We start from the raw sequence: 23,084 nt of genomic DNA on the forward strand, positions 1-23,084 counted from the left end.
CCTCGGCGGGGGCCTGCGCTGCCGCTGGGGAACCCGCGGGCTCGGCTGGCGCCAAGCCGCTCGTCCACGGCTCCGCCACAGCGCGCGGAGGCTGAATCCCTCCCACCCCGGCCGCACCTGTCCCCAGCTCCGCCGACGCCGATACCTCACCTCGACCGGCCGCCGATCCCGGCGCTCGTACACCCGCCTCTCCGCCCGCACCCACCTCTCCAAAAACCATCGTGACCAGCGCAATCGCGCCCACGAGCCACCCCGGCGTCCAGCGCCGGAACCGCATGATCGACTCCATGACTCCAGCGTGCGGTACCGCGGGTGCTCGTGGGGAGGTGGCCGCAAATCTGTGGACAACCGGACGCGATGTGGACAACCGTGCCGGGGAGCGGCCGCCGGTGGGGGCGGGGGTGGTGGGAGGGGGTAGAATCTTCTGCGCAGTCCGTTTCAGCGGGCTGACTTCGCGTGCACGTGCGCGTTCCCCGGTCTGGAAACAGCCGGGCGGGCGCACGGGGTCCGGCGGTCCCTGGGGGTCCTCTACTCCCTGGGTCCGGACACCGGCACGGGCACCAGGGCGAACGGCCACCCGGCCGCGAGCGACAAACCGAGCAGCGCGTCAGCGGAAGCGAAACGCGCACTACACAGAAGAGGTGTGATTCCGGCAATGGCCGTCGTCACCATGAAGCAGCTGCTCGACAGCGGCGTGCACTTCGGGCACCAGACCCGCCGGTGGAACCCGAAGATGAAGCGCTACATCTTCACCGAGCGCAACGGCATCTACATCATCGACCTGCAGCAGACGCTGACCTACATCGACCGTGCGTACGAGTTCATCAAGGAAACCGTCGCGCACGGCGGCACCATCATGTTCGTCGGCACCAAGAAGCAGGCTCAGGAAGCCATCGCCAACGAGGCCGCGCGCGTGGGCATGCCCTACGTCAACCAGCGCTGGCTCGGCGGCATGCTGACCAACTTCCAGACCGTGCACAAGCGTCTCCTCCGCCTCAAGGAGCTCGAGGCCCAGGAGCAGACCGGTGGCTTCACCGGCCTCACCAAGCGCGAGATCCTGACGCTGACCCGCGAGAAGGAAAAGCTGGAGAAGACCCTCGGCGGTATCCGCGACATGGCCAAGGTGCCGAGCGCGGTGTGGATCGTCGACACGAAGAAGGAGCACATCGCCGTCGGCGAGGCTCGGAAGCTGAACATCCCGGTCGTCGCGATCCTGGACACCAACTGCGACCCGGACGAGGTCGACTACCCGATCCCGGGCAACGACGACGCCATCCGGTCGGCCGCCCTTCTCACCAAGGTCGTCGCCGAGGCCGCGGCCGCCGGTCTGATGGCGCGCTCCAGCCGCAACGGTGCGTCCGCCGACGCGAAGCCGGAGCCGGGCGTCGCCTCCGACGAGCCGCTGGCCGAGTGGGAGAAGGAGCTGCTCGCCGGCTCCGAGACCGCCGCCGCCGACGCGACCGAAGCCGCTGCCGCGACCGAGGCCGCCACCGAGCAGGCGACCGCCTCCTCCTGATGCTCCACCGCCCGTGCGGCCGTGCCCCCGTGGCCCGGCCGCACGGGTGTGGCAACCCACAGATTTCCTGCAAAGGACGGATTTACCAGAATGGCGAACTACACCGCCGCCGACGTGAAGCGCCTGCGTGAGATGACCGGCGCCGGCATGATGGACTGCAAGAAGGCCCTCGAGGAGAACGGCGGCGACTTCGACAAGGCCGTCGAGTTCCTCCGCATCAAGGGCGCCAAGGACGTCGGCAAGCGCGCGGAGCGCGCCACCGCCGAGGGCCTGGTCACCGGGGACGGCGGCGTCCTCATCGAGCTCGACTCCGAGACCGACTTCGTCGCGAAGAACGCCGACTTCCAGGCGCTCGCCGCGAAGATCGTCGAGGTCGCGAAGTCCCTGAAGACCTCCGACGTCGAGGCGCTCAAGGGTGCCGAGCTCGACGGCAAGACCGTCAACGAGGTCGTCCAGGAGCTCTCCGCCCGCATCGGCGAGAAGCTCGAGCTGCGCCGCGTCGTGGCCTTCGAGGGCCAGACCGCGACCTACCTGCACCGCCGCGGCTCCGACCTGCCGCCGGCCGTCGGCGTGCTCGTCGAGTTCACCGGTGACGACGCCGAGGCCGCCCGCGGTGCCGCCATGCAGGTCGCCGCGCTGCGCGCCAAGTACCTGACCCGCGACGAGGTGCCGGCCGAGATCGTCGAGAACGAGCGCCGCATCGCCGAGCAGACCGCCCGCGAAGAGGGCAAGCCGGAGCAGGCCATGCCGAAGATCATCGAGGGCAAGGTCAACGCCTACTACAAGGACAACGTCCTGCTCGAGCAGCCGTCGGTCAAGGACAACAAGAAGACCGTCAAGGCCCTGCTCGACGAGGCCGGCGTGACGCTGACCAAGTTCGCGCGCTTCGAGGTCGGCCAGGCCTGAGTTCAGGCCAGGGCGTAGGTTCTACACCCACAGTGCCCCGTCTCCGTCCATCGGGGACGGGGCACTGTCGGGTCCAGCGAGAAAACACGGTCGAGGGCACCCGCCGACGTACTCCCTCCCGCGGAGGCGGCCAACAACACAGGAGGCGACATAGATGGGTGACCGGGTCGAAGGTGGCTACCGGCGGGTGCTGCTGAAACTGGGCGGCGAGATGTTCGGCGGTGGTTCGATCGGCGTCGATCCGGACGTCGTCCACTCGGTCGCGCAGCAGATCGCCGACGTCGCCCGCACCGGTGTCCAGGTCGCGGTCGTGATCGGCGGCGGCAACTACTTCCGGGGCGCGGAGCTGTCGCAGCGCGGCATGGACCGCGACCGCGCCGACTACATGGCGATGCTGGGCACCGTGATGAACTGCCTGGCGCTGCAGGACTTCCTGGAGAAGGAGGGCCTGCCCACGCGCGTGCAGACCGCCATCACGATGGGCCAGGTCGCCGAGCCCTACATCCCGCGCCGCGCCGAGCGGCACCTGGAGAAGGGCCGCGTCGTGATCTTCGGCGCCGGGGTCGGCATGCCGTACTTCTCCACCGACACCGCGGCCGCGCAGCGGGCGCTCGAGCTGGGCTGCGAAGCCGTGCTGATGGCGAAGGCCGTCGACGGCGTCTACACCGCGGACCCGAAGGCCGACCCCACCGCCGAGATGTTCCGCGAGATCACCCACCGCGAGGTGCTGGAGCGGGACCTCAAGGTCGCCGACGCGACGGCGTTCAGCCTCTGCATGGACAACAACATGCCGATCATCGTGTTCAACCTGCTCACCGAGGGGAACATCGCCCGCGCGGTGAGTGGTGAAAGAATCGGCACGTTGGTCAGCACCCCCACTGCCGGGGTGCCGGCCTAGACCTGCTGGGATCAGCAAGCGCCACCCATCACAACTACGGGAGTGACCGTGATCGACGAGACCCTCCTCGATGCCGAGGAGAAGATGGAAAAAGCGGTGTCCGTCGCCAAGGACGAGCTGCAGTCGGTTCGCACCGGCCGGGCTTCGTCGGCGATGTTCTCGCGGATCGTCGTCGAGTACTACGGCTCGCCGACCCCGCTCAACCAGCTGGCCAGCGTGAACGTGCCGGAAGCCCGCATGGCGCTCATCAAGCCGTACGACCAGTCGCAGCTCGGCGCGATCGAGAAGGCGATCCGGGAGTCGGACCTCGGGGTCAACCCGAGCAACGACGGCCAGGTCATCCGCATCGTCATCCCGCAGCTCACCGAGGAGCGGCGCAAGGAGATGGTGAAGGTCGCCAAGGGCAAGGGCGAGGACGCCCGCGTATCGATCCGCAGCGTCCGCCGCAAGGCCAAGGACGAGCTCGACCGCATCGCCAAGGACGGCGAAGCCGGTGAGGACGACGTCGCGCGCGCGGAGAAGGAACTGCAGAACCTGACCGACACCTACGTGCACAAGGTCGACGAGCTGGTCAAGCACAAGGAAGCCGAGCTGCTCGAGGTCTGATGGCACAGGTGAGCGAGGAACGCGAGGACCGGGTGGACGCGACCGGAGACGAACCGGCCGGTGCCCCCGGGACGGCCGGGGCTGCGGCGACCTCGGAAACGAGCGAAGCCGGCCGGCTGTCGGCCGCCGGGACCGCCGCCGAACCGCCGGTGGCCAACGGCGTGGCCGCCGGGACCGCCGGTGCCGAATCGGGCGCGTCGGACACGCCGGCGCCGCCGGAGGCCGTCAAGAAGGCCTCCAAGGCCGGGCGCAACCTGCCCGCGGCCATCGGCGTCGGGCTGCTGCTCGGCGCCGCGATCATCGTTTCCCTGTTCACCGTCCGCTACCTCTTCATCGGGATCATCGCGATCGCGATCGCGGTCGGCACCTTCGAATTCGCCGGGGTGCTGCGCCGGGTCGCCGACATCCGGGTCGCGATGATCCCGGTGCTCGTGGGCGGGCAGGCGATGATCTGGCTCGCCTGGCCGTTCGGGCGGGAGGGCGCGCTCACCGCGTTCGTCCTCACCGTGCTCGCCTGCCTGCTGTGGCGGCTGCCCGGCGGGGCGAAGGGCTACCTGCGTGACATCAGCGCGTCCACCTTCGCCGCCGCCTACCTGCCGCTGTTCGCCGCCTTCGCGGCGATGCTCGTGCCGCCGGAGGACGGCGTCGGGCGGGTGCTGACGTTCCTGATCGGCGTCGTCGCGTCGGACACCGGTGGCTACATCGCCGGCGTGCTCGGCGGCAAGCACCCGATGGCGCCCACCATCAGCCCGAAGAAGACCTGGGAAGGCTTCGGCGGCTCGCTGGTCGGCGGCGTCGTGGCCGGCGCCCTCACGCTGAGCCTGCTGCTCGACGGCCACGTCTGGCAGGGTGTGCTCTTCGGCGTCGCCATCGTGCTCACCGCGACCCTCGGCGACCTCGTCGAGTCGCTGATCAAGCGCGACCTCGGCGTCAAGGACATGGGCACGCTGCTGCCCGGGCACGGCGGGATCATGGACCGCCTCGACTCGCTGCTGCCCTCGGCCGTCGTGTCCTGGCTGCTGCTCTCGGCGTTCGTGCCGGTCTAGTCGTCGTAGGGGTCGTCGACCTCCGCGCGGCCCCAGCCTTCGGTGACGCGCGAGTGGTCGATCACCGCGAAGACCGCGCCCTCCGGGTCCGCCAGGATCGACATCCGGCCGAACGGCGTGTCGTAGGGCTGGATCACCACCGTGCCGCCGTGCATGAGTGCCTCGCCCGCGACCGCGTCGACGCCGCGGGCCGGGTCGATGTCGAAGTACACGAGCCAGTGCGGCGGGGTGTCGAGGCTGTACTCCGAGCCCATCACGTACCGGTACAGCACCGGCTCGTGCTCGATGAGCCATTCGACGTAGTCCAGCATCTCGCCGTCGCCGATCTGGTGGCTGCCGTAGGTGAACAGCTTGGTGTAGAAGTGATCGGCCGCGACGCCGTCGTGGGTGTTGAGGTCCGCGCCGCTGAAGGTGTTCGGGATGCCGGTGACGAACTCCCAGTTCGGCGGCACCTCCCAGAACACCACCGGCGCGCCGCAGGCGTCGATGGCGTGCATGATCGTGCCGCGGTCCGGGATCGCCACCGGCCCGAGGGTGATCCGCCCGCCGAGGTGCTCCACCCACTCGGCCGCGCTCGCGGTGTGCGGTACCGAGATGTGCGGCACCCACCCCAGCGGAGCGCCCTGGGCCGCGCGGTAGAGACCCCCGACCGGGACGGTGTTGAGCGCCGCGATGGCGTAGCGGCCGTCGGAGGTCGCCGGGTCCCGTTGAGTGGTGTACTCCCAGCCGAAGAGGGCACCGTAGAATCTTTCCGCGACGGCCTGCTCCCGGCAGGCCAGCTCGATCCAGCACGGAATTCCGGCCGGGACCGGGGACGGGGTACTGGACGGGCCGATTGCCATGGGTGCTCCTCCCGATACCCACCGGATTCTAGGCGCGATCCGTGAGTTTTCCGCCAAGAATTCGCCACCGTGCGGGCACGGCCCGGCGACGAGGACCCGGAAGGAGCAGCGGGGGTGCGGTGGTCGTCGCGGCGCGCGGAGGTCGTGCCCAGCCCCAACATCTGGTACTACCAGGCCGATTACGAGCTGGAGAACCGCGCGCAGGACAGCGGCGGCGAGATCTGGCGGGTGCTTCGGGAGGAGCACGACTGGACCGGCCGGGACGTGCTGGACGTCGGCTGCGGTGACGGGTTTCACTTGCCGCGCTTCGCCCGTGACGCGCGCTCGGTGCTCGGCGTCGAGCCGCACGAGCCGTTGGTGCGAAGCGCGCTGAAGCGCGTCGAGGGACTGTCGAACGTGGACGTCCGGATGGGCCGGGCCCAGCGGCTGCCGGTTCGCAGCGCGAGTGTCGACGTCGTGCACGCGCGCACGGCGTACTTCTTCGGGCCCGGGTGCGAGCCCGGGCTGGCGGAGGCCGAGCGGGTGCTGCGGCCGGGCGGCGCGCTCCTCATCGTCGACCTCGACGTGACCAGCGAGCCCTACGGCCGCTGGATGCGCGCCGACCTACCGCACTACGACCCGGGCGCCGTCGAACGGTTCTTCGCCCGGGCCGGCTTCGGCTGCCGCCGCGTCGCGACCGAATGGCGTTTCGCGACCGCCGCGGACCTCGAAGCGGTGCTGAAGATCGAGTTCAGCAAGCCCGTCGCCGAACAGGCGATCGCGGAGTCCTTGCAGCGTAACGGGAATCGCGCCGAGGACCTGACGTTGCCGGTGGGCTACCGCGTCCACATGCGCGTGAAGCCCACCGGCCTCGTCCTGCCTGGTCACTCCGCCGTCTCCGGCGAAGCGGACTCGTCCTCGTCCTCGCCGAGGATGCCGTAGAGCGAGCGCCGGGCCTCGTTGAGGATCTCGGCCGCGCGGGCCTGCTGGCTCTCGCTGCCCGCGCGCATGATCTGCACGACGGCGGCGGCCAGGTTCTTGCCCGCCTTCGCGAGCCCGACCTCGACCGGGTCGACGTCCTGCGCGATCTGCTCCCACGGCGGGGTGCTGTCCTGCTCTTCCGCGGCGGCGCGGCCGGCGTCGGTCAGCTCGAACAGCTTCTTGCCGTGCTCGTCCTTGCCGATCACCAGGCCTTCGTCGGCCAGCAGCTGCAGCGTCGGGTAGACCGAGCCGGGGCTCGGCCGCCAGAAGCCGCCGGAGCGCTCGGCGATCTCGCGGATGATCTCGTAGCCGTGCCGGGGCTGCTCGGCGAGCAGCGCCAGGATCGCGGCGCGGACGTCACCGCGGCGGCTGCGCCGTCCGCCGTGACCCCGCCGGTGCGGGCCGTGGCCGCGACCGCGTCCGCCGGGGCCGAAGCCCGGGGGGAACTCGCCGAAACCACCGAAGGGCCCGAAGGGTGCTCGCCCGTGTTCGTGGGCGAAGGGGTGTCGTTGCCTACGCATGTCTGTAATCCTTTCTCGAACTGTTGCGACACGTTCACGATATATCGGAACCGCTCGGCTGGCAACCCGCCTCCGGTGAGCTCGCTCACGGAACTTGAGACTTCAAGATCCGGAGACCTAGATTAGGCATGCCTAACCACCTGTTAGCAAAGGTAACGACCTGTGCGGACCCGCTCGCTCCCGCTGACGGCCGGGCTGCTGGTCCTCGCCGCGGCCGTGGCCGCCGCCGTGCTGCTCAGCATCGGTGTCGGCACCCGCGGCCTGGGCCCGGGCACCGTGCTGGACGCGCTCTTCCACTTCGACGCGGGCAACCCCGACCACCTCGTCGTCCGCGAACTCCGCCTCCCGCGGACCCTCGCCGGGGTGCTCGCCGGCGTCGCGCTGGGCCTCTCCGGCGCCGTCATCCAGGGCGCGACCCGCAACCCGCTGGCCGACCCGGGACTGCTCGGCGTCAACGCGGGCGCGGCCCTCTTCGTCGTCCTGGGCATCGGCACCTTCGGCATCACCAGCGTCGGCGGGTACGTCTGGTTCGGCTTCCTCGGCGCCGCGGCCGCCGGCGGTGTCGTCTACGGCGTCAGCTCCCTCGGCCGGGCCGGGGCGACACCGGTGAAGCTCGCCCTCGCCGGCGCCGCGGTGACGGCGGCGCTGGCCTCGGTGACCAGCGCGTTGCTGCTCACCGACCAGACGACGTTCGACCAGTACCGGTTCTGGCAGGTCGGCTCGCTGACCGGCCGCGACGCCGCGACCATCACCCAGGCCGTGCCGTTCGTGGTGGCGGGGGTGCTCCTCGCGCTGGTCGCGGCCCGCCAGCTCAACGCGCTCGCGCTCGGCGAGGACGTCGCCCGCTCGCTCGGCCAGAACGTGCTCGTCGCGCGGCTGGTGTGCGCGCTCGCCGTCGTCGTCCTCTGCGGTTCGGCGACCGCGATCGCCGGGCCGATCGCCTTCGTCGGGCTGACCGTCCCGCACGCCGCGCGGCTGGTCACCGGACCCGACCACCGCTGGCTGCTCCCGTATTCGGCGCTGCTCGCGCCGCTGCTCCTGCTGGTGTCCGACGTCGTCGGCCGCGTGGTCGCCCGTCCGGCGGAGGTCCAGGTCGGGATCGTCACCGCGCTCGTCGGCGCGCCCGTGTTCGTGTTCCTGGTGCGACGCCGGAAGGTCGTGGCGGTGTGAGTGCCGTCGAGGCGGTCGCCGCCGCTCGTCGGCGTGGGGCCGTCCGGGCTCGCGCGGTGTCCTCGCTCCTGCTCGCGGCGATCGTGGTCGTCTTCGCGCTTTCCCTGGCGGTGGGCGACTTCCCGGTGCCCGTCGGCGACCTGCCCGGACTGCTCTTCGGCGGGGGCGTGGGCCGCGCGGCCTACGTCGTCACGGAGCTGAGGCTGCCGCGGGCCATCACGGGCGGCCTCGTCGGCGTCGCTTTCGGGACGTCCGGGGCGCTCTTCCAGCGGCTGCTGCGCAATCCGCTGGCCAGTCCCGACGTCATCGGCGTGACGCAGGGCGCCAGCGCGGCCGCGGTCGCCGCGATCGTGCTGTTCGGCGCCGCGGGCCCGGTGGTTTCGGCCGCGGCGCTGGCCGGCGCGCTGCTCACCGGCGCCACCATCTACCTGCTCGCCCGCCGCGGCGGCGTCCACGGCTACCGGCTGGTCCTGGTCGGCGTCGGGGTCGGCGCGGTGCTGACCAGCGTCGTGTCGTACCTGATGACCTGGGCCGACGTCACCCTCGCCCAGCAGGCCCTGGTGTGGCTCACCGGCAACCTCAACGGCCGCGGCTGGGACCACGTCGGGCCGCTCGCGACCGCGCTCGCCGTCCTGCTGCCGGTGGCGCTGGTCGGGAGCCGCGCGTTGACCGGCCTGCAGCTCGGCGACGACACCGCGGCCGGGCTGGGGATCCACGTCGAACGCAGCCGCGTCGCCCTCCTGCTGGCCGCCGTCGCGCTCGCGGCCGTCGCGACGGCGGCCGCGGGGCCGGTCGCGTTCGTCGCCTTCGTGGCCAATCCGATCGCGACGCGGCTCGTCGGCGGTGCCGGCGCCGGGCTGCTGCCCGCCGCGCTGACCGGCGCGCTCGTCGTGCTGCTGGGCGACTTCGCGGCCCAGCACCTGCTCGGGCAACAGCTGCCGGTCGGGGTCGTCACGGGTGCCGTCGGCGCCCCCTACCTGCTGTGGCTGCTGGCCACGGCCAACCGTGCCGGGCGAGTGTGAGGAACGCCGTGACACTGCACACCGAGAACCTCGAACTCGGCTACGGGCCGCTGCGCGTGGTCAAGGACCTGTCCGTCGAGATCCCGCCCGGCAAGGTCACCATGATCGTCGGGACCAACGCCTGCGGGAAGTCGACGCTCCTGCGCGGCCTCGCCCGGCTGCTGACCCCGACCGCAGGCGCGGTCTACCTCGACGGCAAGGGCATCACGACGTGGCGCAGCAAGGACGTCGCAGGAGTGCTGGGCCTGCTCCCGCAGTCGCCGACCGCGCCGGAAGGCATCACCGTCGCCGACCTCGTCGGCCGCGGCCGCTACCCGCACCAGGGCGTCTTCCGCCGCTGGAGCGCCGAAGACGACGACGCCGTCGCGAAAGCCCTGGCCGCGACCGACACCGTCGAGCTGGCCGCCCGCCCGGTCGACGAGCTGTCCGGCGGGCAGCGCCAGCGCGTCTGGATCGCCATGGCCCTCGCCCAGCGGACGCCGCTGCTGCTGCTCGACGAGCCCACGACCTTCCTCGACATCGCCCACCAGGTCGAGGTGCTCGACCTGCTGTCGGACCTGAACGCCGAGGACGGCCGGACGATCGTCATCGTCCTGCACGACCTCAACCTGGCCGCCCGCTACGGCGACCACCTGATCGCCATGAAGGACGGCCGGATCGCCGCCGAGGGCGCGCCCGCCGACATCCTCACCGCCGAGCTCGTCGCCGACGTCTTCGGCATGCCCTGCCGGGTCATCGAAGACCCGGTCTCCGCCACGCCCTTGGTGGTCCCGATCGGCAGGCGGCGGGCCACCCCCCGAGAAGGAGGAACCCCCGATGCGTCCTAAGTGGACTCGACTCGGCGCCGTCCTGGCGTCGGTCACGCTCCTCGCCGCCTGCGGCCAGCCGGCGAAGCCCAGCAGCTCCGGCGTCGGCGACCAGGAGGTCGCCACCGGCGGACGGCTGTTCTCCACCGCGGACGCCGAAACGGCCAAGCTCGGCGCCGACGTCGGCCCCGGCGTCTTCCCGCGCACGGTGACCCACGCGCTCGGCAAGACGAAGCTCGACAAGAAGCCCACGCGGGTCGTCGTCCTCGACAGCGGCGAGCTCGACGACGTCCTCGCGCTCGGCGTCACCCCGGTCGGCATGGCGACGACGTCCGGGCAGAGCGGCGTGCCGTCGTACCTCGCCGACCGCGTCAAGGGCATCCCGGCGGTCGGGGACATCAACAACCTCAACCTCGAGCAGATCGCGGCGCTGACGCCGGACCTGATCGTCGGCAGCAAGCTGCGCGCCAACGACCTCTACCCGCAGCTGTCGAAGATCGCGCCGACGGTGTTCAGCATCCGGCCCGGGTTCCCGTGGAAGGAGAACCTGCTGCTGGTCGGGGCTTCGCTCGGCGACGAGACGAAGGCCGTCGGGCTGCTGAACGACTACCAGAAGCGCGCCGACGAGGTGAAGGCCGCGGTCAAGGGCGCACCGAAGATTTCGCTGCTGCGGTTCCTCTCGGGCAACATCCGGCTCTACGGCAACCTGTCCTTCATCGGCGTGATCCTCAAGGACGTCGGCCTCCAGCGGCCCGCGAACCAGAACATCGACGAGCTGGCCGCGCAGATCTCCAAGGAACGCATCGACGAGGCCGACGCCGACTGGATCTTCTACTCCAGCTACGGCGCGGGGCCGAGCGCGGATGAGAAGGCCGTGACGAGCAGCGGGCTGTGGGCGGGCCTCGGCGCGGTCAAGGCGCAGCACGCGATTCCGGTGGCCGACGAAGTCTGGTTCCTCGGCCTCGGCCCGATCGGGGCGATGAAGGTCCTCGACGACCTCAAGAAGTACTTGGGCTGAGAAGATCGGGCGCGTGCCGGACACCATCGACGAGATCGACGCGCGCCTGCTGGCAGCGCTGGGGGAGGACCCGAGGGCCACGGCGGTCGCGCTGGCCGAGCGGCTGGGCCTGTCCCGCAACACGGTGCAGGCCCGGCTCGTGCGGCTGGAGCAGCGCGGCGTCCTCAGGTCCTTCGAGCGCCGCATCGACCCGGCGCGGCTGGGCTACCCGCTGCGGGCGTTCGTCAACGCGCAGGTCGACCAGCGGCGCCTCGCCGAGATCGGCGAGTCCCTGTCGGCGATCCCCGAGGTCACCGAGGTGTGCGGGCTGACCGGGGCGAGCGACCTGATGGTGCAGGTGGTCGCCGTCGACGCCGACGACCTCTACCGGATCGCCGGCCACATCCTGGCCTCGCCCGGGGTGGAGCGGACGAACATCTCGCTGGTCATGCGCGAGCTCGTCCCGTACCGCCTCGCGCCCCTGCTGGAGCGCGTGCATTCTGCGCAGCCGGAGGCCTGAGCCTCCGGCGTCCGGTGTGCATTCTGCGCACCTTCGACGGCATCGGTTGTGCGATGCGTCCACCAGTGCTGTCCTGGTGGGCACTTCCTGCACGAAAGGTGTCGACGATGACCCAGGCCCCCGTGACCGCCCCGGCGCTCACCGCGATCGAGCAGCGGGTGCTGTGGCTCGCCACCGCGATCGTGCACCAGGCCAACCGGGTCCGGCCGAACCCGTCCGGGCTGAAGGTCGGCGGTCACCAGGCGTCCTGCGCCTCGCTGGTGTCGATCATGACGTCGCTGTGGTTCCGGCACCTGCGTCCCGAGGACCGCGTCTCGGTGAAGCCGCACGCGTCCCCGGTGCTCCACGCGATCAACTACCTGCTCGGCGAGCTGGACGAGGCCTACCTGCCGACGTTGCGCGAGTTCGGCGGCCTGCAGAGCTACCCGAGCCGTGCTAAGGACCCCGACCCCGTCGACTATTCGACCGGCTCGGTCGGCATCGGCGCGACCGCCCCGATCTGGGGCGCCTTGGCTCGTCGTTACCTGACCACCCGGGGTTCGGATGCGGGCACCGGCCGCCAGTACTCGCTGGTCGGTGACGCCGAGCTGGACGAAGGCGCCGTCTGGGAGGCCATCCTCGACCCGGCCGTCGCCGAGCTGGGCGAGATCGTCTGGATCGTCGACCTCAACCGCCAGTCGCTCGACCGGGTCGTCCCGAACATCGCGGCCGGGCGGCTGCAGGGCATGTTCGACGCGGCCGGCTGGCAGGTCCTGACGCTGAAGTACGGGCGCCTGCTGGAGGAGCTGTTCACCCGCCCCGGTGGCGCCGAGCTGCGGGCCCGGATCGACGCCATGCCGAACCCCGAGTACCAGCGGCTCCTGCGCTGCGACGCCGCCCAGGTGCGTGACCGCCTGCCCGCGGGCAACGCCGCCCTCGCTGCGTTGGTGGCCTCGCTGGACGACGAGACGCTGCTCGCGGCGATCCGGAACCTCGGCGGCCACGACCTCGGCTCGCTCGACGAGGTCTTCGCGTCCATCGCGGACGACCGGCCGACGGTGATCTTCTGCTACACCGTCAAGGGCCGCGGCCTCCCCACGCAGGGGCACCCGCAGAACCACTCGTCGCTGCTGACCGTCGAGCAGATGGAAGAGCTGGCTTCGGCCCTGGGCACGGACCTCTCCTCGCCGTGGGAAGGCTTCGCTCCCGGGACGCCCGAAGCTGCGTTGTGCGCCGAAGTTGCTTCGCGTCTTCGCCGTCCGGACGTTCCTTCGGCGCCTTCGCTGGATCTGCCGGTCGACATCGGGCGTACCCCGTCCGGGACCGCCACGACACAGGCCGCGCTGGGCCGCGTGCTCCTCGACCTGACGCGCGAAGCGCCCGAAGCGGCGAAGCGCGTGGTGACGGTCAGCCCGGACGTCAGCTCGACGACCAACCTCGGCGGCTGGGTCAACAAGGTCGGCGTCTGGTCGGCCACCGAGCGCCGCGACTGGTTCGAGGACGACCCCGAGACGATCATGCACTGGCGGGAGAAGCCGACCGGCCAGCACGTCGAGCTCGGCATCGCCGAGACGAACCTGGTCGGCCTGCTGGGCGAGCTCGGCGCGACCTGGAGCCGCTGGGGCGAGCCGCTGCTGCCCATCGGCGTCATGTACGACCCGTTCGTCGAGCGCGCGCTGGAGCCGTGGTCGTTCGGCATCTACGCGGGCGGGCAGTCGATCCTGATCGGGACCCCGTCGGGTGTCACGCTCGCCCCGGAGGGCGGCGCGCACCAGTCGATCACCACACCGTCGATCGGCATCGAGCAGCCCGGCTGCGTCAGCTACGAACCGGCGTTCGCGCTCGACACCGAGTGGACGCTGCTGGCCGCGCTCGGCCGGCTCGGCAAGCCGGGCGGGACGTCGTCGTACTTCCGGCTCTCGACGCGTCCGGTCGACCAGACCCTCGCCGCGGTGCCCACGGACCCGGCCGCCCGCGAACGCCGTCGCCGCCAGGTCGTGGCGGGCGCGTACCTGCTGCGGCGTGCGGCCGCGCCGGCCGTCACGCTGGCGGCGATGGGGGCGCTGGTGCCGGACACGCTGGCCGCGGCCGAGCGGCTGGCCCAGGTCGGCGTGGAGGCCGACGTCGTGTGCGTGACCAGCCCGGGCCTGCTGTTCGAGGCGCTCCAGGCGCGGTCCGGCCGGGGCGGCGCCGAGTCGTGGATCCTGGACCAGGTGTTCCCGGCCTCGCGGGCCCGCCCGTTGGTGACGGTGCTCGACGGGCACCCGCACACGCTGGCGTTCCTCGCCGGGATCAACCGGGTGCCGTCGGTCGCCCTGGGCGTCACGGGCTTCGGGCAGTCCGGGTCGCTGGCGGACGTCTACCGCCACCACGGCATCGACACGGACGCGATCATCCGGGCCGCGCTCGACGTCGTCAGCTGAAGGTGGCGCCGGCGAGCAGGGTGTCCATCTTGGCGTCCCAGCCGGGGAAGGACCCGTACTGGACGACGAGGACCTTGCTCGTCGGCAGCCACCACATCCGGACCTGGTTGTTCTGCGCCGAGTTCTCGCAGGTGACCTGCCAGCGGCCGTACTCGGCCTTCTTGGGGCCGATCGGCGCGAACCCGGAGTCGAGGAGCTTGCTGTCCTTGGCCTTCGAGGCCTTCCCGGGCGGCGACGCGGGCGTGATGCAGGTCGGCAGGTCCGTGCCGGGGTACCAGCCGAAGGGGCGTTTCGTGCTCGGCGGGTTGACCGGCGCGCCGGGGTCCGCCTTGCGCAGGTCCAGGACCCGCGCCTCGCAGACCGCGGCGCCTTCGGCGATGCAGCCGTCCAGCAGGCCGTCCGGGCTGTGCTCGGTGTAGGTCGCGCCCGCCGGCAGGCTCAGGTGCAGCGGCCCGGCGGTGGCGTTCGGCCCGCTCGGGGCGGGCGGCGGGGTTTCGGCCGGGGTGCCGCAGGCGGTGACGCCCAGGGCGACCGCGACCACCAGGACAAGGTGCCGGAAGGACACGCGCTCACCTCTTTCGTCGGACGCGCTTGCACGGTGGATCATCCCGGTGGGTGACACGGCGCCGCCGACCGGGGCCCGGTGACCTGGGGTACACCTCGTGGGGGCGCCACGGGCGGCCCGGGTGGGCGCGTGGGACACTGGAGCGGTTATGACTGCCCTTCCCCTCGTCTTCGACGCGCCCAAGCGCGGCTTGCCGCCGCGCCACCTCGCCGACCTCTCGGTGTCCGAGCGCGCGGCGGCGGTCGCCGAGCTGGGGGAGAAGCCGTTCCGCGCGAAGCAGCTGTCGAACCACTACTTCTCCCGCCTGACGGTGGACCCGGCGGAGATGACGGACATCCCGGCGGCGTCGCGGGAGCGGCTCGTCTCGGACCTGATGCCGACGCTGCTGACCGAGGTCCGCGCGCTGGCGGCCGACGACGGCGCGACCCGCAAGACGCTGTGGCGCGCGCACGACGGCACGCTCCTGGAGAGCGTCCTGATGCGCTACCCGGACCGCGCGACGCTGTGCATCTCGAGCCAGGCCGGCTGCGGCATGGCGTGCCCGTTCTGCGCGACGGGCCAGGGCGGCCTTGACCGCAACCTGTCGACGGCGGAGATCGTGGACCAGGTCCGTTCGGCGGCGGCGGTCATGCGCGACGGCACGATGCCGGGCGGCCCGGGACGGCTGTCCAACATCGTCTTCATGGGTATGGGCGAGCCGCTGGCCAACTACAAGCGCGTGGTTGCGGCGGTCCGCCGGATCACCGACCCGGCTCCTGGTGGGTTGGGGATCGGGCAGCGGTCGGTGACGGTGTCGACGGTGGGGTTGGCGCCGGCGATCCGGAAGCTGGCGGACGAGAAGATGCAGGTGCGGCTGGCGGTGTCGTTGCACACGCCGGACGACGAGCTGCGGGACACGCTGGTGCCGGTGAACAACCGGTGGTCGGTGGACGAGGTGCTGTCGGCGGCGCGGTACTACGCGGACACGTCGGGGCGGCGGGTGTCGATCGAGTACGCCCTGATCCGGGACATCAACGACCAGCCGTGGCGGGCGGAGCTGCTGGCTCGCCGGTTGCGGCAGCACCTGGGGCAGCTGGTGCACGTGAACGTGATCCCGCTGAACCCGACGCCGGGTTCGAAGTGGGATGCGTCGCCGAAGCCGGTGGAGCGGGAGTTCGTGCGGCTGGTGAACGCCGGGGGAGTAGCGTGCACGGTGCGTGACACGCGCGGCCAGGAGATCGCCGCCGCCTGTGGGCAGCTGGCTGCCGAAGGCTGAGTTTCGTTTCGGTTATGGAGAAATCGTCGTGATGTATGCGCCCAGCCTGCTGGACCCGGCTGCGGAATCGTTGAAGCTGTCGGACGTGTGCGGCGCCACTGACGTGGCCCGCCAGGCGCGGACCCTGTTGGGTGAGCGGTTCAGTTCGGTGACGTTCATGTACGTGCTGATGCGGGCGTACGAGGTCGAGTACAACGCGGCGCGGGATGCTTCGCGGTGGCACGAGTTCCACGGTGGGCCGCGGGCGCTTTCGGACGCTGATCTGGAGAAGCTGCTCGCTCCCTGGCTGGACCGCTGATCAACGGTCCCGGCGTCACTGTTCGCCGGGGCCGGTATCAGGCGCCTTCGGGTGAGCCGGGATCACCCGAGAGCTGGGTCCGGTCAGTCCGTCGAGGTGGCGCCGGATGGTGTCGATCCATTGGATGCGCTGTTGGGCTTGACTGATTTCGAGCGCTTCCTGCCACGCTGTCTTGGCCTTGCCGATGTCCCCCAGAGCGGCGTATGAGCGGCCGAGGCCGTGGAGTACGTTGACCCGCACGAAGGTGTTGCCGAGTTCGCGATGCAGGGCACCGGCGCGCAGGAAGTGCTGCACCGCCTGCGAGTCGGCTCCGTCCAGGTGGGCGATGTGACCGAGGATCTCGACCGTGTAGGCCTCGCCTGCGAGGTCTTCGTGGTTCCGGTGCAGGGCCAGCGCGGTTTCGCAATCCGCTCGCGCCTGCTCTCGTTCGCCGATTTCGCTGCGGCACAGGCCCATCTCGGCGAGTGCGCGAGCTTCCCACACCGGTGCGTCGAAAGCCCGGAACAATCGCGCGGCGTCGACGGCGTGTTGCAGTGCGCGCGGGAAATCACGGCGCATCTCCCAGGCCCAGGCGAGAGCCAGCTGGCAGTGGGCCTGGCCGGGGATGTCGTGGATTTCACCGGCGAGGGCGAGAGCGTGGTGCAGGTGAGCCAACGCCTCGTCGTCCGTGTTCCGGACAGCGCGTGAGTCGCCGACGGCACGGTGGACCAGAGCTTCGACGGCAGGCACACCGAGGTGTCCGGCCGCTTCCAGGCTCGCCTGCCACATGGCGACCCGGTCGTCGACGTGGGCTTGCCGGTGCTGGAAGGTGTCCGCTGCCCAGGCCAGCTGCCACACCGCTGCATGCCAGCCGTGGTGGATCGCCAGCTGTTGGGTGGCCACCAGGCAGGGGTGTTCCCTCTTGAACCACTGCAGGGCTGCGGCGACGTCGGACAGTTGTCGGGGCCGGCAGCCGGGCACAGCGGGAGCGAGGGTTATCGGTGGCCGGTGTGGATCCAAGACCCGGTCGCCGGAATAGGCGGTGTGGAGGTAGAAGTCGGTCACGCGCCGCAGTGCCGCGTCCCGCCCACGCACGGCATCGGCCGCCCGTTCGGCTGCATAAAGCCGGACGAGGTCGTGCATTCGATACCGGCCGCCGGCGTCTTGGCCGAGCAGTGAGGCCTGCTCCAGCTTTCGTAGCAACGCCTTTGCTTTGCCGGGGGCGAGCCCCGTCAGGCCGGCGACGGCCGGGAGGCCGATATCCGGGCCGGGGGCGATGCCCAGCAGCCCGAACACCTCGGCCAGGTCGCTGGTCAGCGCGCGGTATGACCAGGACAAAGCCATGGGGAGGCTGGCCGCCGGATCGTTCTCGTCCAATGCGTCGAGGCGCAGCTCGCGGAGTTCGGCGGCCAGCGACGACAGAGGAACGTGCGCGAGGACCTGGGCGCGGCCGGCGACGATGCTCAAGGCCAGCGGGAGCCCGCCGCAGAAGGCGGTCATCTCGCCGGCGGCTGCGGGGTCCGCGGCGACCCGGTCGCGGCCGAGCCGGGTGACGAGCAGAGCGTGTGCCTCGTCGGTCGTCAGCACATCGAGGTGGAGGTGGCGCGCGTCGTGTGCGGTGACGAGCCCGGGTAGGTGGTTGCGGCTGGTGACCAGCACCGTGCACGGGGCGCCGCCCGGCAGCAACGGCCGGACCTGAGTGGTGTCGACGGCGTTGTCCAGCAAGATCAGCATTCTCTTGCCGACCAGCAAGCTGCGGTAGAGGGCGCTCCGGGAATCGAGGTCGCGGGGGATCGCGGCCGAGTCGACGCCGAGCGCGTCGAGAAATCCGCGCAGCGCTCCCATTGTCGACATCGCCTCGCCGCTGGGGTCGAATCCCCGCAGGTTCACGTACAACTGTCCATCCGGAAACGAATCCAAATGCCGGTGAGCCCAATGCAGGGCGAGCCAGGTTTTGCCGATCCCGCCGGTTCCGCCGATCGCCGAAATGACCACTGTCGCACCGGAATCCGGTTCGTCGCCCATGGTGGCGTCCAGGCGTTCCAGTTCGCCTGCCCTTCCGACGAACTGGCGCGGTTTCGCGGGCAGCTGGCGCGGGATCGGTGGAGCCGGTGGGCCGGGGTGGATGTGCAGATCACCGGCGACGATACCGACCTGCGCCGCCGTGCCGACCGAGTGCGCCGTGATCGTGTTTTGCACCCGTTGAGGTTCACCGTCCAGCGTATTACCCTGGTTGTGCATCTCGCCACCATCCCGCGATCGCCGGAGAAGAGTTCACCGTAGCCAATTGGCGTGGCAAATATTCAAAGCTGCTCCGAATGGATTAAGGAACACCAATGCAAACAGCGTATGCTGCTCCGAACGAGGGTCTCGCCACTCCACTGCCGGATTTCGATCTGCACAGCGTCGAGGAAGCCCTCAAGGTAAACCACCGAATCTACGGAGGTACACCCCTCTCGCCGGACGACCTCCGGTCCGGGATTCGGCAGTACCGCGAGTTTCTCAGGCGGCACAAGGCCGAAGGGATGCCTGACCGGTTCGAGGTGCCGTCTTACCTCGTCGACCGGGTGTGGCACACCCACATGTGCGAAACGCGCCAGTACGCCGAGGACTGCGTCGCGTACTTCGGGCGGGTTTTCCACCACAGCTCCGGCCGGTGCAATGGCGGCTCTCCGCCCGCGTAGACGTCAGGCCCGGAGCCTTTGCCTATCCGAGTTCAGGCGCCCGCGAGGGACTTCGACAGGGCGACCAGCTCGCGGGCGTCGTCGTCCAGGCCTGCGCCCTCCGGGATCGCTATCGGCATCGGCTCCTCCGGGGCCGGTTCGCGGCGGGCGTGGGCGCGCAGTGCCTCCGTCAGCCGGTCCGGCAACGGGCCTTCCGCGCGGGCGACGTACGGGCTGATGCGGACCAGCCCGTCGCGGCATTCGATCACCCGGCGGTAGTAACGGCGGTGGACGCCCAGCACGCTCAGCGCGTCCCAGCGGCCCGGTGGGGTGCGGCTCAGCGCGTCCTCCGGGAACGCCTCGTGCAGCTTTGTCCACAACGGACGGAGGCGGTGGTACGTCCGCAGGTGCTGCCACCACACCCGTGCCGCCGCCAGGCGGGTGGCGACGCCCGGGTACGACAGGCCGATCACCAGCAGGATCGCGCTCGGGAACACCATGAACACCGTGGCCTGCACCAGCAGCCAGGGGATCGCCGCGCCCGCCCAGTGGACCAGCACCACCGCGATCAGCGTCGCGCCGCCCACCGCGCCGAACGCGAAGCCCACCGAGGCCACCGAAAGCCCGCGGGCCAGCCGGGGCGCCGCTCCGCGCGCGTAGCGGCGCGCGAAAAAGCAGGCGCTCGCGATGCCGTAGGTGAGGTACAGGTCCGCCGCGAGGTAGAACACCGAGACTCCGGCACGGGGGTACTGCGCGGGCGGGACGTCCGGCATGAGCACCGTGACCGTCGCCATCACCAGGATCGCCGCGCCGAGCGGGATCGCTTCCAGCCGGGCCCGCCGCCGGGCGCGAAAGCCCGGCATGGCCGAGAACAGGAAGAAGCACGCCAGGGAATAGACCAGCCCGCAGAGGAAGACGTGCTGGAACAGCAGCGGCACGATCCGCCCGGGATCCGGCTGGTTGACGTCGCCCGCCAGCAGGCCCAGCGGGTAGGCGGCCGCGAAACAGGCCAGGCAGGCGGTGACCATCCAGCGGGCGACGTCGCCCGGGGCGCGGGTCAGCTGGTAGATCTTCCACAGCAGCGCGGGGAACAGGATGACGCCCTGGACCACGATCAGCGTGATCTTGCTGTTCACAGCCAGCCCAGCCGTTCGTCCAGCGCGGCGTCGATCCGCCGCGCGGCACCGCGGTCCGACGACGGCGGGGCGACCCGGTCGAGCACCGACGCCCACTCCAGGATGATCGTCGCCACCGTTTCGGCCTCCCGCTCGTGGTCGGTGTCGTAGGAGGTGCGCAGCAGGGCCCGCCGGACCGCCTCCGGCTCCAGGCCCGGCCCCAGCCGGCCGACCAGCTCGGGGTTCTCCGCGGTGGCGCCGTGGCCGGCCAGCAGGTGGCCCAGCTCGTGCAGGATGATGTGGCGCTGGTGGGGCTTGCTCGTGTCCTGCTGGTAGACGATGTAGTCGGCCTGGGCGGTGGCGATCCATGCGCCGAACGGTCCCGGCACCGGGATCCGGTGCGGGAGCAGCCGGATCGGGCGGCCGCGCTGCTGCCCGACGGTGCGGCAGAGCTCGACGACGTCGAGGGGCGGCCGGATGCCCAGTTCGTTCAGCAGCCGCCTGCAGCGGCGCCGCAACTCGCGTTCCTTCACCAGCCGCCTTGCCATCGCCGTCGGAGCACCCGGACCGCCCTACCGTAGACGACGCCGTCCCAGTCGATCATCGCCCGCCCTGGGGACCCGCTAGCCGTTCTCCAGCGCGATCTCGCAGAGTGAGGCCCGCAGCGGGGAACTGCCGCTCACCGGGTCGCTCGGTCCCTGGCCCAGCACGAGGTTGAGGTTGGCGCTGCCGTCGCCGACGACCGGGTAGCCCGGCTCGCCCAGCCCGGCCGCGGGCTGCCACCAGCCGTGCTGGCCGCACACGACGTCCCGGTGCAGGTTGACGTTGAACTTCGCCCGGGCGCGGACGCTGCCGCGGGGCGTCTCCAGCCGCACCCAGTCGCCGGCCGTGATGCCGCGCGCCGCCGCCGTGTCGGGGTGCAGCTCGACCTGCGGGTCGGGGGCGGACTTGCGCAGGCTGGTGATGGCGCGGTGCTGGGTTTCGCAGAAGAACAGCGACTTGGCGCAGGTGAGGATCAGCGGGTACCGGGCGGCCAGGTCCGGCCGGGAAAGCGGGCTGAGCGACGGCTCGTCGTAGGCGGGCAGCGGCGGGTACCCCTCCCGCAGCAGCGTCTCGGAGTACAGCTCGACGACGCCGGACGGCGTCCGGAAGCCGCGCTGTTCGTACTTCCGGTGGACCGTCCGCAGCGGCAGGCGGACGCCCTCGGGTGTGGCCCGCAGCTGCTCGAGGCCGAGGCCACTGGGGGCGAGCTGGTGGCGCCAGGCCGCCTCGACGTCGCCGTCGAAGAAGTGCTCGCCCAGCCCCAGCGCGAGCGCGAGGTCGAAGATGATCCGCAGGTCCGGCCGGGCTTCCCCGCGCGGGGCGACCAGCGGCCGCCGCAGCTGGACGGTGGCCTGCGCGTCCTGGCCGATCTCGAAGCCGATCCGCAACGCCTCGGCTTCCCAGGCGCTCGTCGCCGGCAGCACGAGGTCGGCCTGTTCCGCGGTCGGGGTCATGAACAGGTCCGTGTGCACGAAGAAGTCCAGCGCGCCGAGCGCGTCCCGGCCGCGGGCGCTGTCGCCGTGGGCCAGCACCAGGTTGGCGCCGAAGTTGACCAGCGCCCGGGCCCGGTACGGGACGCCGTCGAGGGCCGCCCGGTAGAAGTCCTCGCCGGTGACGAACTCGAACCGCGCCGGGCCGAGCGGCCGGTCGCGGACACCGATGGCCTTGGCCCGCTGGGCGGGGGACAGCAGCGCCGCGCCGTCGACCGGGTTCGACGGCACGGGCGTGAACAGGACGTTCCCGCCCGGCACGTCGAGGCAGCCGGTGAGCGCGTACAGCTGGCCGATGGCGCGCACGGTCTGCGTCGCGTTGCTGTGCTGTTCGAGGCCGCTCCAGGTGTAGAACGCGACCGGGCGCGCTTCCCACAGCAGCCGGGCCACGGCGGTGATCCGGTCGGCGGGCACGCCGGTGATCCGCTCGGCGACGTCGGGGGTGAACCGGGCGCACTGCTCGGCGATGAGGTCCCAGACCCGGCGGGTCGCCACGCCGTCCGGCGGGGGCGTCCCGGGCGCCAGCAGCGCGCCGGTGTCGGTGCGGACCGACCACGACGCATTGGTCCACCGGTCCACGAAATCGCGGTCGTACCAGCCGTTTTCGATCATCTGACCGGTGATTGCCAGTGCCAGTGCGGCGTCCGTGCCGGGCCGGACGCGCAGCCAGTGGCCGGCCTTGCTCGCCAGACCGGCCCGGCGCGGGTCGACCACGACGAGCTTCGCGCCCCGCCGCAGCGCCGCCGTGGTCGCGGTGGCGTGCGCGAGCCGGGACACCGACGGGTTGTACCCCCAGTAGAGGATGCAGCCGGCGTGCTCGAGGTCGGGCAGGTAGCCGCCGGGCACCGGCTCGCCCCAGGTGTAGGTGGTGGCCAGGTGCCGTCCCCAGCCGCACAGCTCCATGTAGCTGACGAGGTTCGGGCTGCCGAAGGCGCGCCGGAGCCGGGTCAGCCAGTCGACGGAGTCGGACATGGCCGACGTCGACGGCGAAGCGCTGCCGAAGACGACGGCTTCCGGTCCCGATTCCGCGGCGATCGCCCGCAGCCGCGACGCGACCGTGGCCAGCGCCTCGTCCCAGCTCAGCCGTTCCCAGCCCGGGTCGGCCGCGCCCTTCGGCGCGGTCCGCCGCAGGGGGTGCAGCAGCCGCTCGGGGTGCGTGACGATCTCCGGCGCGGCCTTGCCCTTGACGCACAGGGCCTGCCCGGTCGGGTGGCCGGGCAGCGGGCGCAGGGCGAGCAGGCGCCCGTCCTCGACGGTGGCGGTGGCCCCGCAGCGGGACACGCACAGCGGGCAGAACGTCGCCACTTCGGTCGCCATCGGGACACCTCCGATACCTCCGTCCGGAGCATTCATCGTGGCACCGGCGTACCTGGGCGGCGCGCTACAAGTTGATAAAGGGCATTTCGTGGGGAATTCACGCGATTTAATTCGATGGCGTGGCGAGGGGAGACGGAGTTGAGTCGGC

22 protein-coding genes are annotated in these 23,084 nt (G+C 71.3%); 15 read left to right on the forward strand and 7 right to left on the reverse strand.

The genetic code is table 11. The features are described from left to right. Window positions 1-655 precede the first annotated feature (655 nt). From rpsB to ACWEGE_RS27720, 5 genes are all read left to right on the forward strand, one after another. Window positions 656-1,516, forward strand: coding sequence for a 30S ribosomal protein S2 (rpsB, locus tag ACWEGE_RS27700; RefSeq protein ID WP_310974434.1), 861 nt, complete (start codon window positions 656-658; stop codon window positions 1,514-1,516). A gap of 90 nt (window positions 1,517-1,606) precedes the next feature. Next, on the forward strand, window positions 1,607-2,422 hold the full coding sequence (tsf, locus tag ACWEGE_RS27705; protein WP_449663371.1) for a translation elongation factor Ts: 816 nt from the start codon (window positions 1,607-1,609) through the stop codon (window positions 2,420-2,422). A 154-nt stretch (window positions 2,423-2,576) separates the two neighbouring features. Further along, entirely contained in the window at window positions 2,577-3,320 is a 744-nt protein-coding gene (gene pyrH / locus ACWEGE_RS27710) for a UMP kinase (RefSeq protein ID WP_013223864.1), read from the forward strand. A 48-nt stretch (window positions 3,321-3,368) separates the two neighbouring features. Beyond that, the gene (frr, locus tag ACWEGE_RS27715; RefSeq protein WP_003065592.1) at window positions 3,369-3,926 is read left to right on the forward strand and encodes a ribosome recycling factor; all 558 of its coding nucleotides are present in this window, start codon (window positions 3,369-3,371) and stop codon (window positions 3,924-3,926) included. Then, a complete protein-coding gene (locus ACWEGE_RS27720) occupies window positions 3,926-4,972 on the forward strand; it encodes a phosphatidate cytidylyltransferase (RefSeq protein ID WP_449663372.1) in 1,047 nt (348 codons plus the stop codon). Before frr ends, ACWEGE_RS27720 begins: the two co-directional genes overlap by 1 nt. Here the strand turns inward: ACWEGE_RS27720 and ACWEGE_RS27725 are convergent. Further along, window positions 4,969-5,814: a VOC family protein gene (locus ACWEGE_RS27725; RefSeq protein ID WP_449663373.1), complete on the reverse strand. Its 846-nt coding sequence runs from the start codon at window positions 5,812-5,814 to the stop codon at window positions 4,969-4,971. The genes ACWEGE_RS27720 and ACWEGE_RS27725 overlap by 4 nt on opposite strands. 114 nt (window positions 5,815-5,928) lie before the next feature. Between ACWEGE_RS27725 and ACWEGE_RS27730 the strand changes: the two genes are divergently transcribed. Beyond that, the gene (locus ACWEGE_RS27730; RefSeq protein ID WP_449663504.1) at window positions 5,929-6,735 is read left to right on the forward strand and encodes a class I SAM-dependent methyltransferase; all 807 of its coding nucleotides are present in this window, start codon (window positions 5,929-5,931) and stop codon (window positions 6,733-6,735) included. Here the strand turns inward: ACWEGE_RS27730 and ACWEGE_RS27735 are convergent. Then, window positions 6,678-7,295 carry a PadR family transcriptional regulator gene (locus ACWEGE_RS27735; protein ID WP_449663374.1) on the reverse strand — a complete coding sequence of 206 codons (618 nt, stop codon included), beginning with the start codon at window positions 7,293-7,295 and terminating at the stop codon, window positions 6,678-6,680. The two genes, ACWEGE_RS27730 and ACWEGE_RS27735, sit on opposite strands and share 58 nt — an antisense overlap. Before the next feature lie 162 nt (window positions 7,296-7,457). On the opposite strand from ACWEGE_RS27735, the gene ACWEGE_RS27740 reads away from it, so the two are divergent. The 6 genes from ACWEGE_RS27740 to ACWEGE_RS27765 all read left to right on the forward strand — a co-directional run bounded on the left by ACWEGE_RS27740 (window position 7,458) and on the right by ACWEGE_RS27765 (window position 14,212). Beyond that, window positions 7,458-8,465 carry a FecCD family ABC transporter permease gene (locus tag ACWEGE_RS27740; RefSeq protein WP_449663375.1) on the forward strand — a complete coding sequence of 336 codons (1,008 nt, stop codon included), beginning with the start codon at window positions 7,458-7,460 and terminating at the stop codon, window positions 8,463-8,465. Next, the gene (locus tag ACWEGE_RS27745; protein WP_449663376.1) at window positions 8,462-9,487 is read left to right on the forward strand and encodes a FecCD family ABC transporter permease; all 1,026 of its coding nucleotides are present in this window, start codon (window positions 8,462-8,464) and stop codon (window positions 9,485-9,487) included. Before ACWEGE_RS27740 ends, ACWEGE_RS27745 begins: the two co-directional genes overlap by 4 nt. Before the next feature lie 8 nt (window positions 9,488-9,495). Further along, complete coding sequence (locus tag ACWEGE_RS27750) at window positions 9,496-10,314, forward strand: ABC transporter ATP-binding protein (protein WP_449663377.1); 819 nt, start codon at window positions 9,496-9,498, stop codon at window positions 10,312-10,314. Next, window positions 10,304-11,311 (forward strand): ABC transporter substrate-binding protein, encoded by a 1,008-nt coding sequence (locus ACWEGE_RS27755; protein ID WP_449663378.1) that lies wholly within the window; start codon window positions 10,304-10,306, stop codon window positions 11,309-11,311. Before ACWEGE_RS27750 ends, ACWEGE_RS27755 begins: the two co-directional genes overlap by 11 nt. 13 nt (window positions 11,312-11,324) lie before the next feature. Then, on the forward strand, window positions 11,325-11,810 hold the full coding sequence (locus ACWEGE_RS27760) for an Lrp/AsnC family transcriptional regulator (protein ID WP_449663379.1): 486 nt from the start codon (window positions 11,325-11,327) through the stop codon (window positions 11,808-11,810). A gap of 107 nt (window positions 11,811-11,917) precedes the next feature. After that, window positions 11,918-14,212 (forward strand): transketolase-like TK C-terminal-containing protein, encoded by a 2,295-nt coding sequence (locus ACWEGE_RS27765; RefSeq protein ID WP_449663380.1) that lies wholly within the window; start codon window positions 11,918-11,920, stop codon window positions 14,210-14,212. Here ACWEGE_RS27765 and ACWEGE_RS27770 read toward each other — a convergent pair. Continuing rightward, on the reverse strand, window positions 14,205-14,777 hold the full coding sequence (locus ACWEGE_RS27770) for a hypothetical protein (protein ID WP_449663381.1): 573 nt from the start codon (window positions 14,775-14,777) through the stop codon (window positions 14,205-14,207). The genes ACWEGE_RS27765 and ACWEGE_RS27770 overlap by 8 nt on opposite strands. Before the next feature lie 148 nt (window positions 14,778-14,925). On the opposite strand from ACWEGE_RS27770, the gene rlmN reads away from it, so the two are divergent. Together rlmN and ACWEGE_RS27780 are read left to right on the forward strand one after the other, a co-directional pair. Beyond that, on the forward strand, window positions 14,926-16,032 hold the full coding sequence (gene rlmN / locus ACWEGE_RS27775) for a 23S rRNA (adenine(2503)-C(2))-methyltransferase RlmN (RefSeq protein WP_449663382.1): 1,107 nt from the start codon (window positions 14,926-14,928) through the stop codon (window positions 16,030-16,032). 31 nt (window positions 16,033-16,063) lie between these two features. After that, entirely contained in the window at window positions 16,064-16,330 is a 267-nt protein-coding gene (locus tag ACWEGE_RS27780; RefSeq protein ID WP_208630194.1) for a hypothetical protein, read from the forward strand. Window positions 16,331-16,345: 15 nt separating this feature from the next. Here ACWEGE_RS27780 and ACWEGE_RS27785 read toward each other — a convergent pair whose 3' ends face one another. Further along, window positions 16,346-18,550, reverse strand: coding sequence for an ATP-binding protein (locus tag ACWEGE_RS27785; RefSeq protein WP_449663383.1), 2,205 nt, complete (start codon window positions 18,548-18,550; stop codon window positions 16,346-16,348). 284 nt (window positions 18,551-18,834) lie between these two features. On the opposite strand from ACWEGE_RS27785, the gene ACWEGE_RS27790 reads away from it, so the two are divergent. Next, complete coding sequence (locus ACWEGE_RS27790; RefSeq protein WP_449663384.1) at window positions 18,835-18,993, forward strand: hypothetical protein; 159 nt, start codon at window positions 18,835-18,837, stop codon at window positions 18,991-18,993. A 32-nt stretch (window positions 18,994-19,025) separates the two neighbouring features. On the opposite strand, the gene ACWEGE_RS27795 is transcribed toward ACWEGE_RS27790, so the two are convergent. The 3 genes from ACWEGE_RS27795 to ACWEGE_RS27805 all read right to left on the reverse strand — a co-directional run bounded on the left by ACWEGE_RS27795 (window position 19,026) and on the right by ACWEGE_RS27805 (window position 22,936). After that, window positions 19,026-20,108 carry an MAB_1171c family putative transporter gene (locus ACWEGE_RS27795; RefSeq protein WP_449663385.1) on the reverse strand — a complete coding sequence of 361 codons (1,083 nt, stop codon included), beginning with the start codon at window positions 20,106-20,108 and terminating at the stop codon, window positions 19,026-19,028. Then, entirely contained in the window at window positions 20,105-20,620 is a 516-nt protein-coding gene (locus tag ACWEGE_RS27800; protein ID WP_449663386.1) for an ImmA/IrrE family metallo-endopeptidase, read from the reverse strand. Before ACWEGE_RS27800 ends, ACWEGE_RS27795 begins: the two co-directional genes overlap by 4 nt. 90 nt (window positions 20,621-20,710) lie before the next feature. Further along, window positions 20,711-22,936: a molybdopterin-containing oxidoreductase family protein gene (locus ACWEGE_RS27805; protein WP_449663387.1), complete on the reverse strand. Its 2,226-nt coding sequence runs from the start codon at window positions 22,934-22,936 to the stop codon at window positions 20,711-20,713. Window positions 22,937-23,084: the final 148 nt, after the last annotated feature.

The sequence above is a fragment of the Amycolatopsis sp. NPDC004747 genome, assembly GCF_053601335.1.

Excerpts from the sequence above, each read along its gene's own strand:
- ACWEGE_RS27735 (WP_449663374.1), bottom strand. The coding sequence starts at position 7,295 with ATGCGTAGGCAACGACACCCCTTCGCCCACGAACACGGGCGAGCACCC.
- ACWEGE_RS27765 (WP_449663380.1), top strand. The coding sequence starts at position 11,918 with ATGACCCAGGCCCCCGTGACCGCCCCGGCGCTCACCGCGATCGAGCAG.
- ACWEGE_RS27755 (WP_449663378.1), top strand. The coding sequence starts at position 10,304 with ATGCGTCCTAAGTGGACTCGACTCGGCGCCGTCCTGGCGTCGGTCACG.
- ACWEGE_RS27720 (WP_449663372.1), top strand. The coding sequence starts at position 3,926 with ATGGCACAGGTGAGCGAGGAACGCGAGGACCGGGTGGACGCGACCGGA.
- ACWEGE_RS27790 (WP_449663384.1), top strand. The coding sequence starts at position 18,835 with ATGCCTGACCGGTTCGAGGTGCCGTCTTACCTCGTCGACCGGGTGTGG.
- tsf (WP_449663371.1), top strand. The coding sequence starts at position 1,607 with ATGGCGAACTACACCGCCGCCGACGTGAAGCGCCTGCGTGAGATGACC.
- ACWEGE_RS27780 (WP_208630194.1), top strand. The coding sequence starts at position 16,064 with ATGTATGCGCCCAGCCTGCTGGACCCGGCTGCGGAATCGTTGAAGCTG.
- ACWEGE_RS27805 (WP_449663387.1), bottom strand. The coding sequence starts at position 22,936 with ATGGCGACCGAAGTGGCGACGTTCTGCCCGCTGTGCGTGTCCCGCTGC.
- rlmN (WP_449663382.1), top strand. The coding sequence starts at position 14,926 with ATGACTGCCCTTCCCCTCGTCTTCGACGCGCCCAAGCGCGGCTTGCCG.
- pyrH (WP_013223864.1), top strand. The coding sequence starts at position 2,577 with ATGGGTGACCGGGTCGAAGGTGGCTACCGGCGGGTGCTGCTGAAACTG.
- ACWEGE_RS27725 (WP_449663373.1), bottom strand. The coding sequence starts at position 5,814 with ATGGCAATCGGCCCGTCCAGTACCCCGTCCCCGGTCCCGGCCGGAATT.
- ACWEGE_RS27785 (WP_449663383.1), bottom strand. The coding sequence starts at position 18,550 with ATGCACAACCAGGGTAATACGCTGGACGGTGAACCTCAACGGGTGCAA.
- rpsB (WP_310974434.1), top strand. The coding sequence starts at position 656 with ATGGCCGTCGTCACCATGAAGCAGCTGCTCGACAGCGGCGTGCACTTC.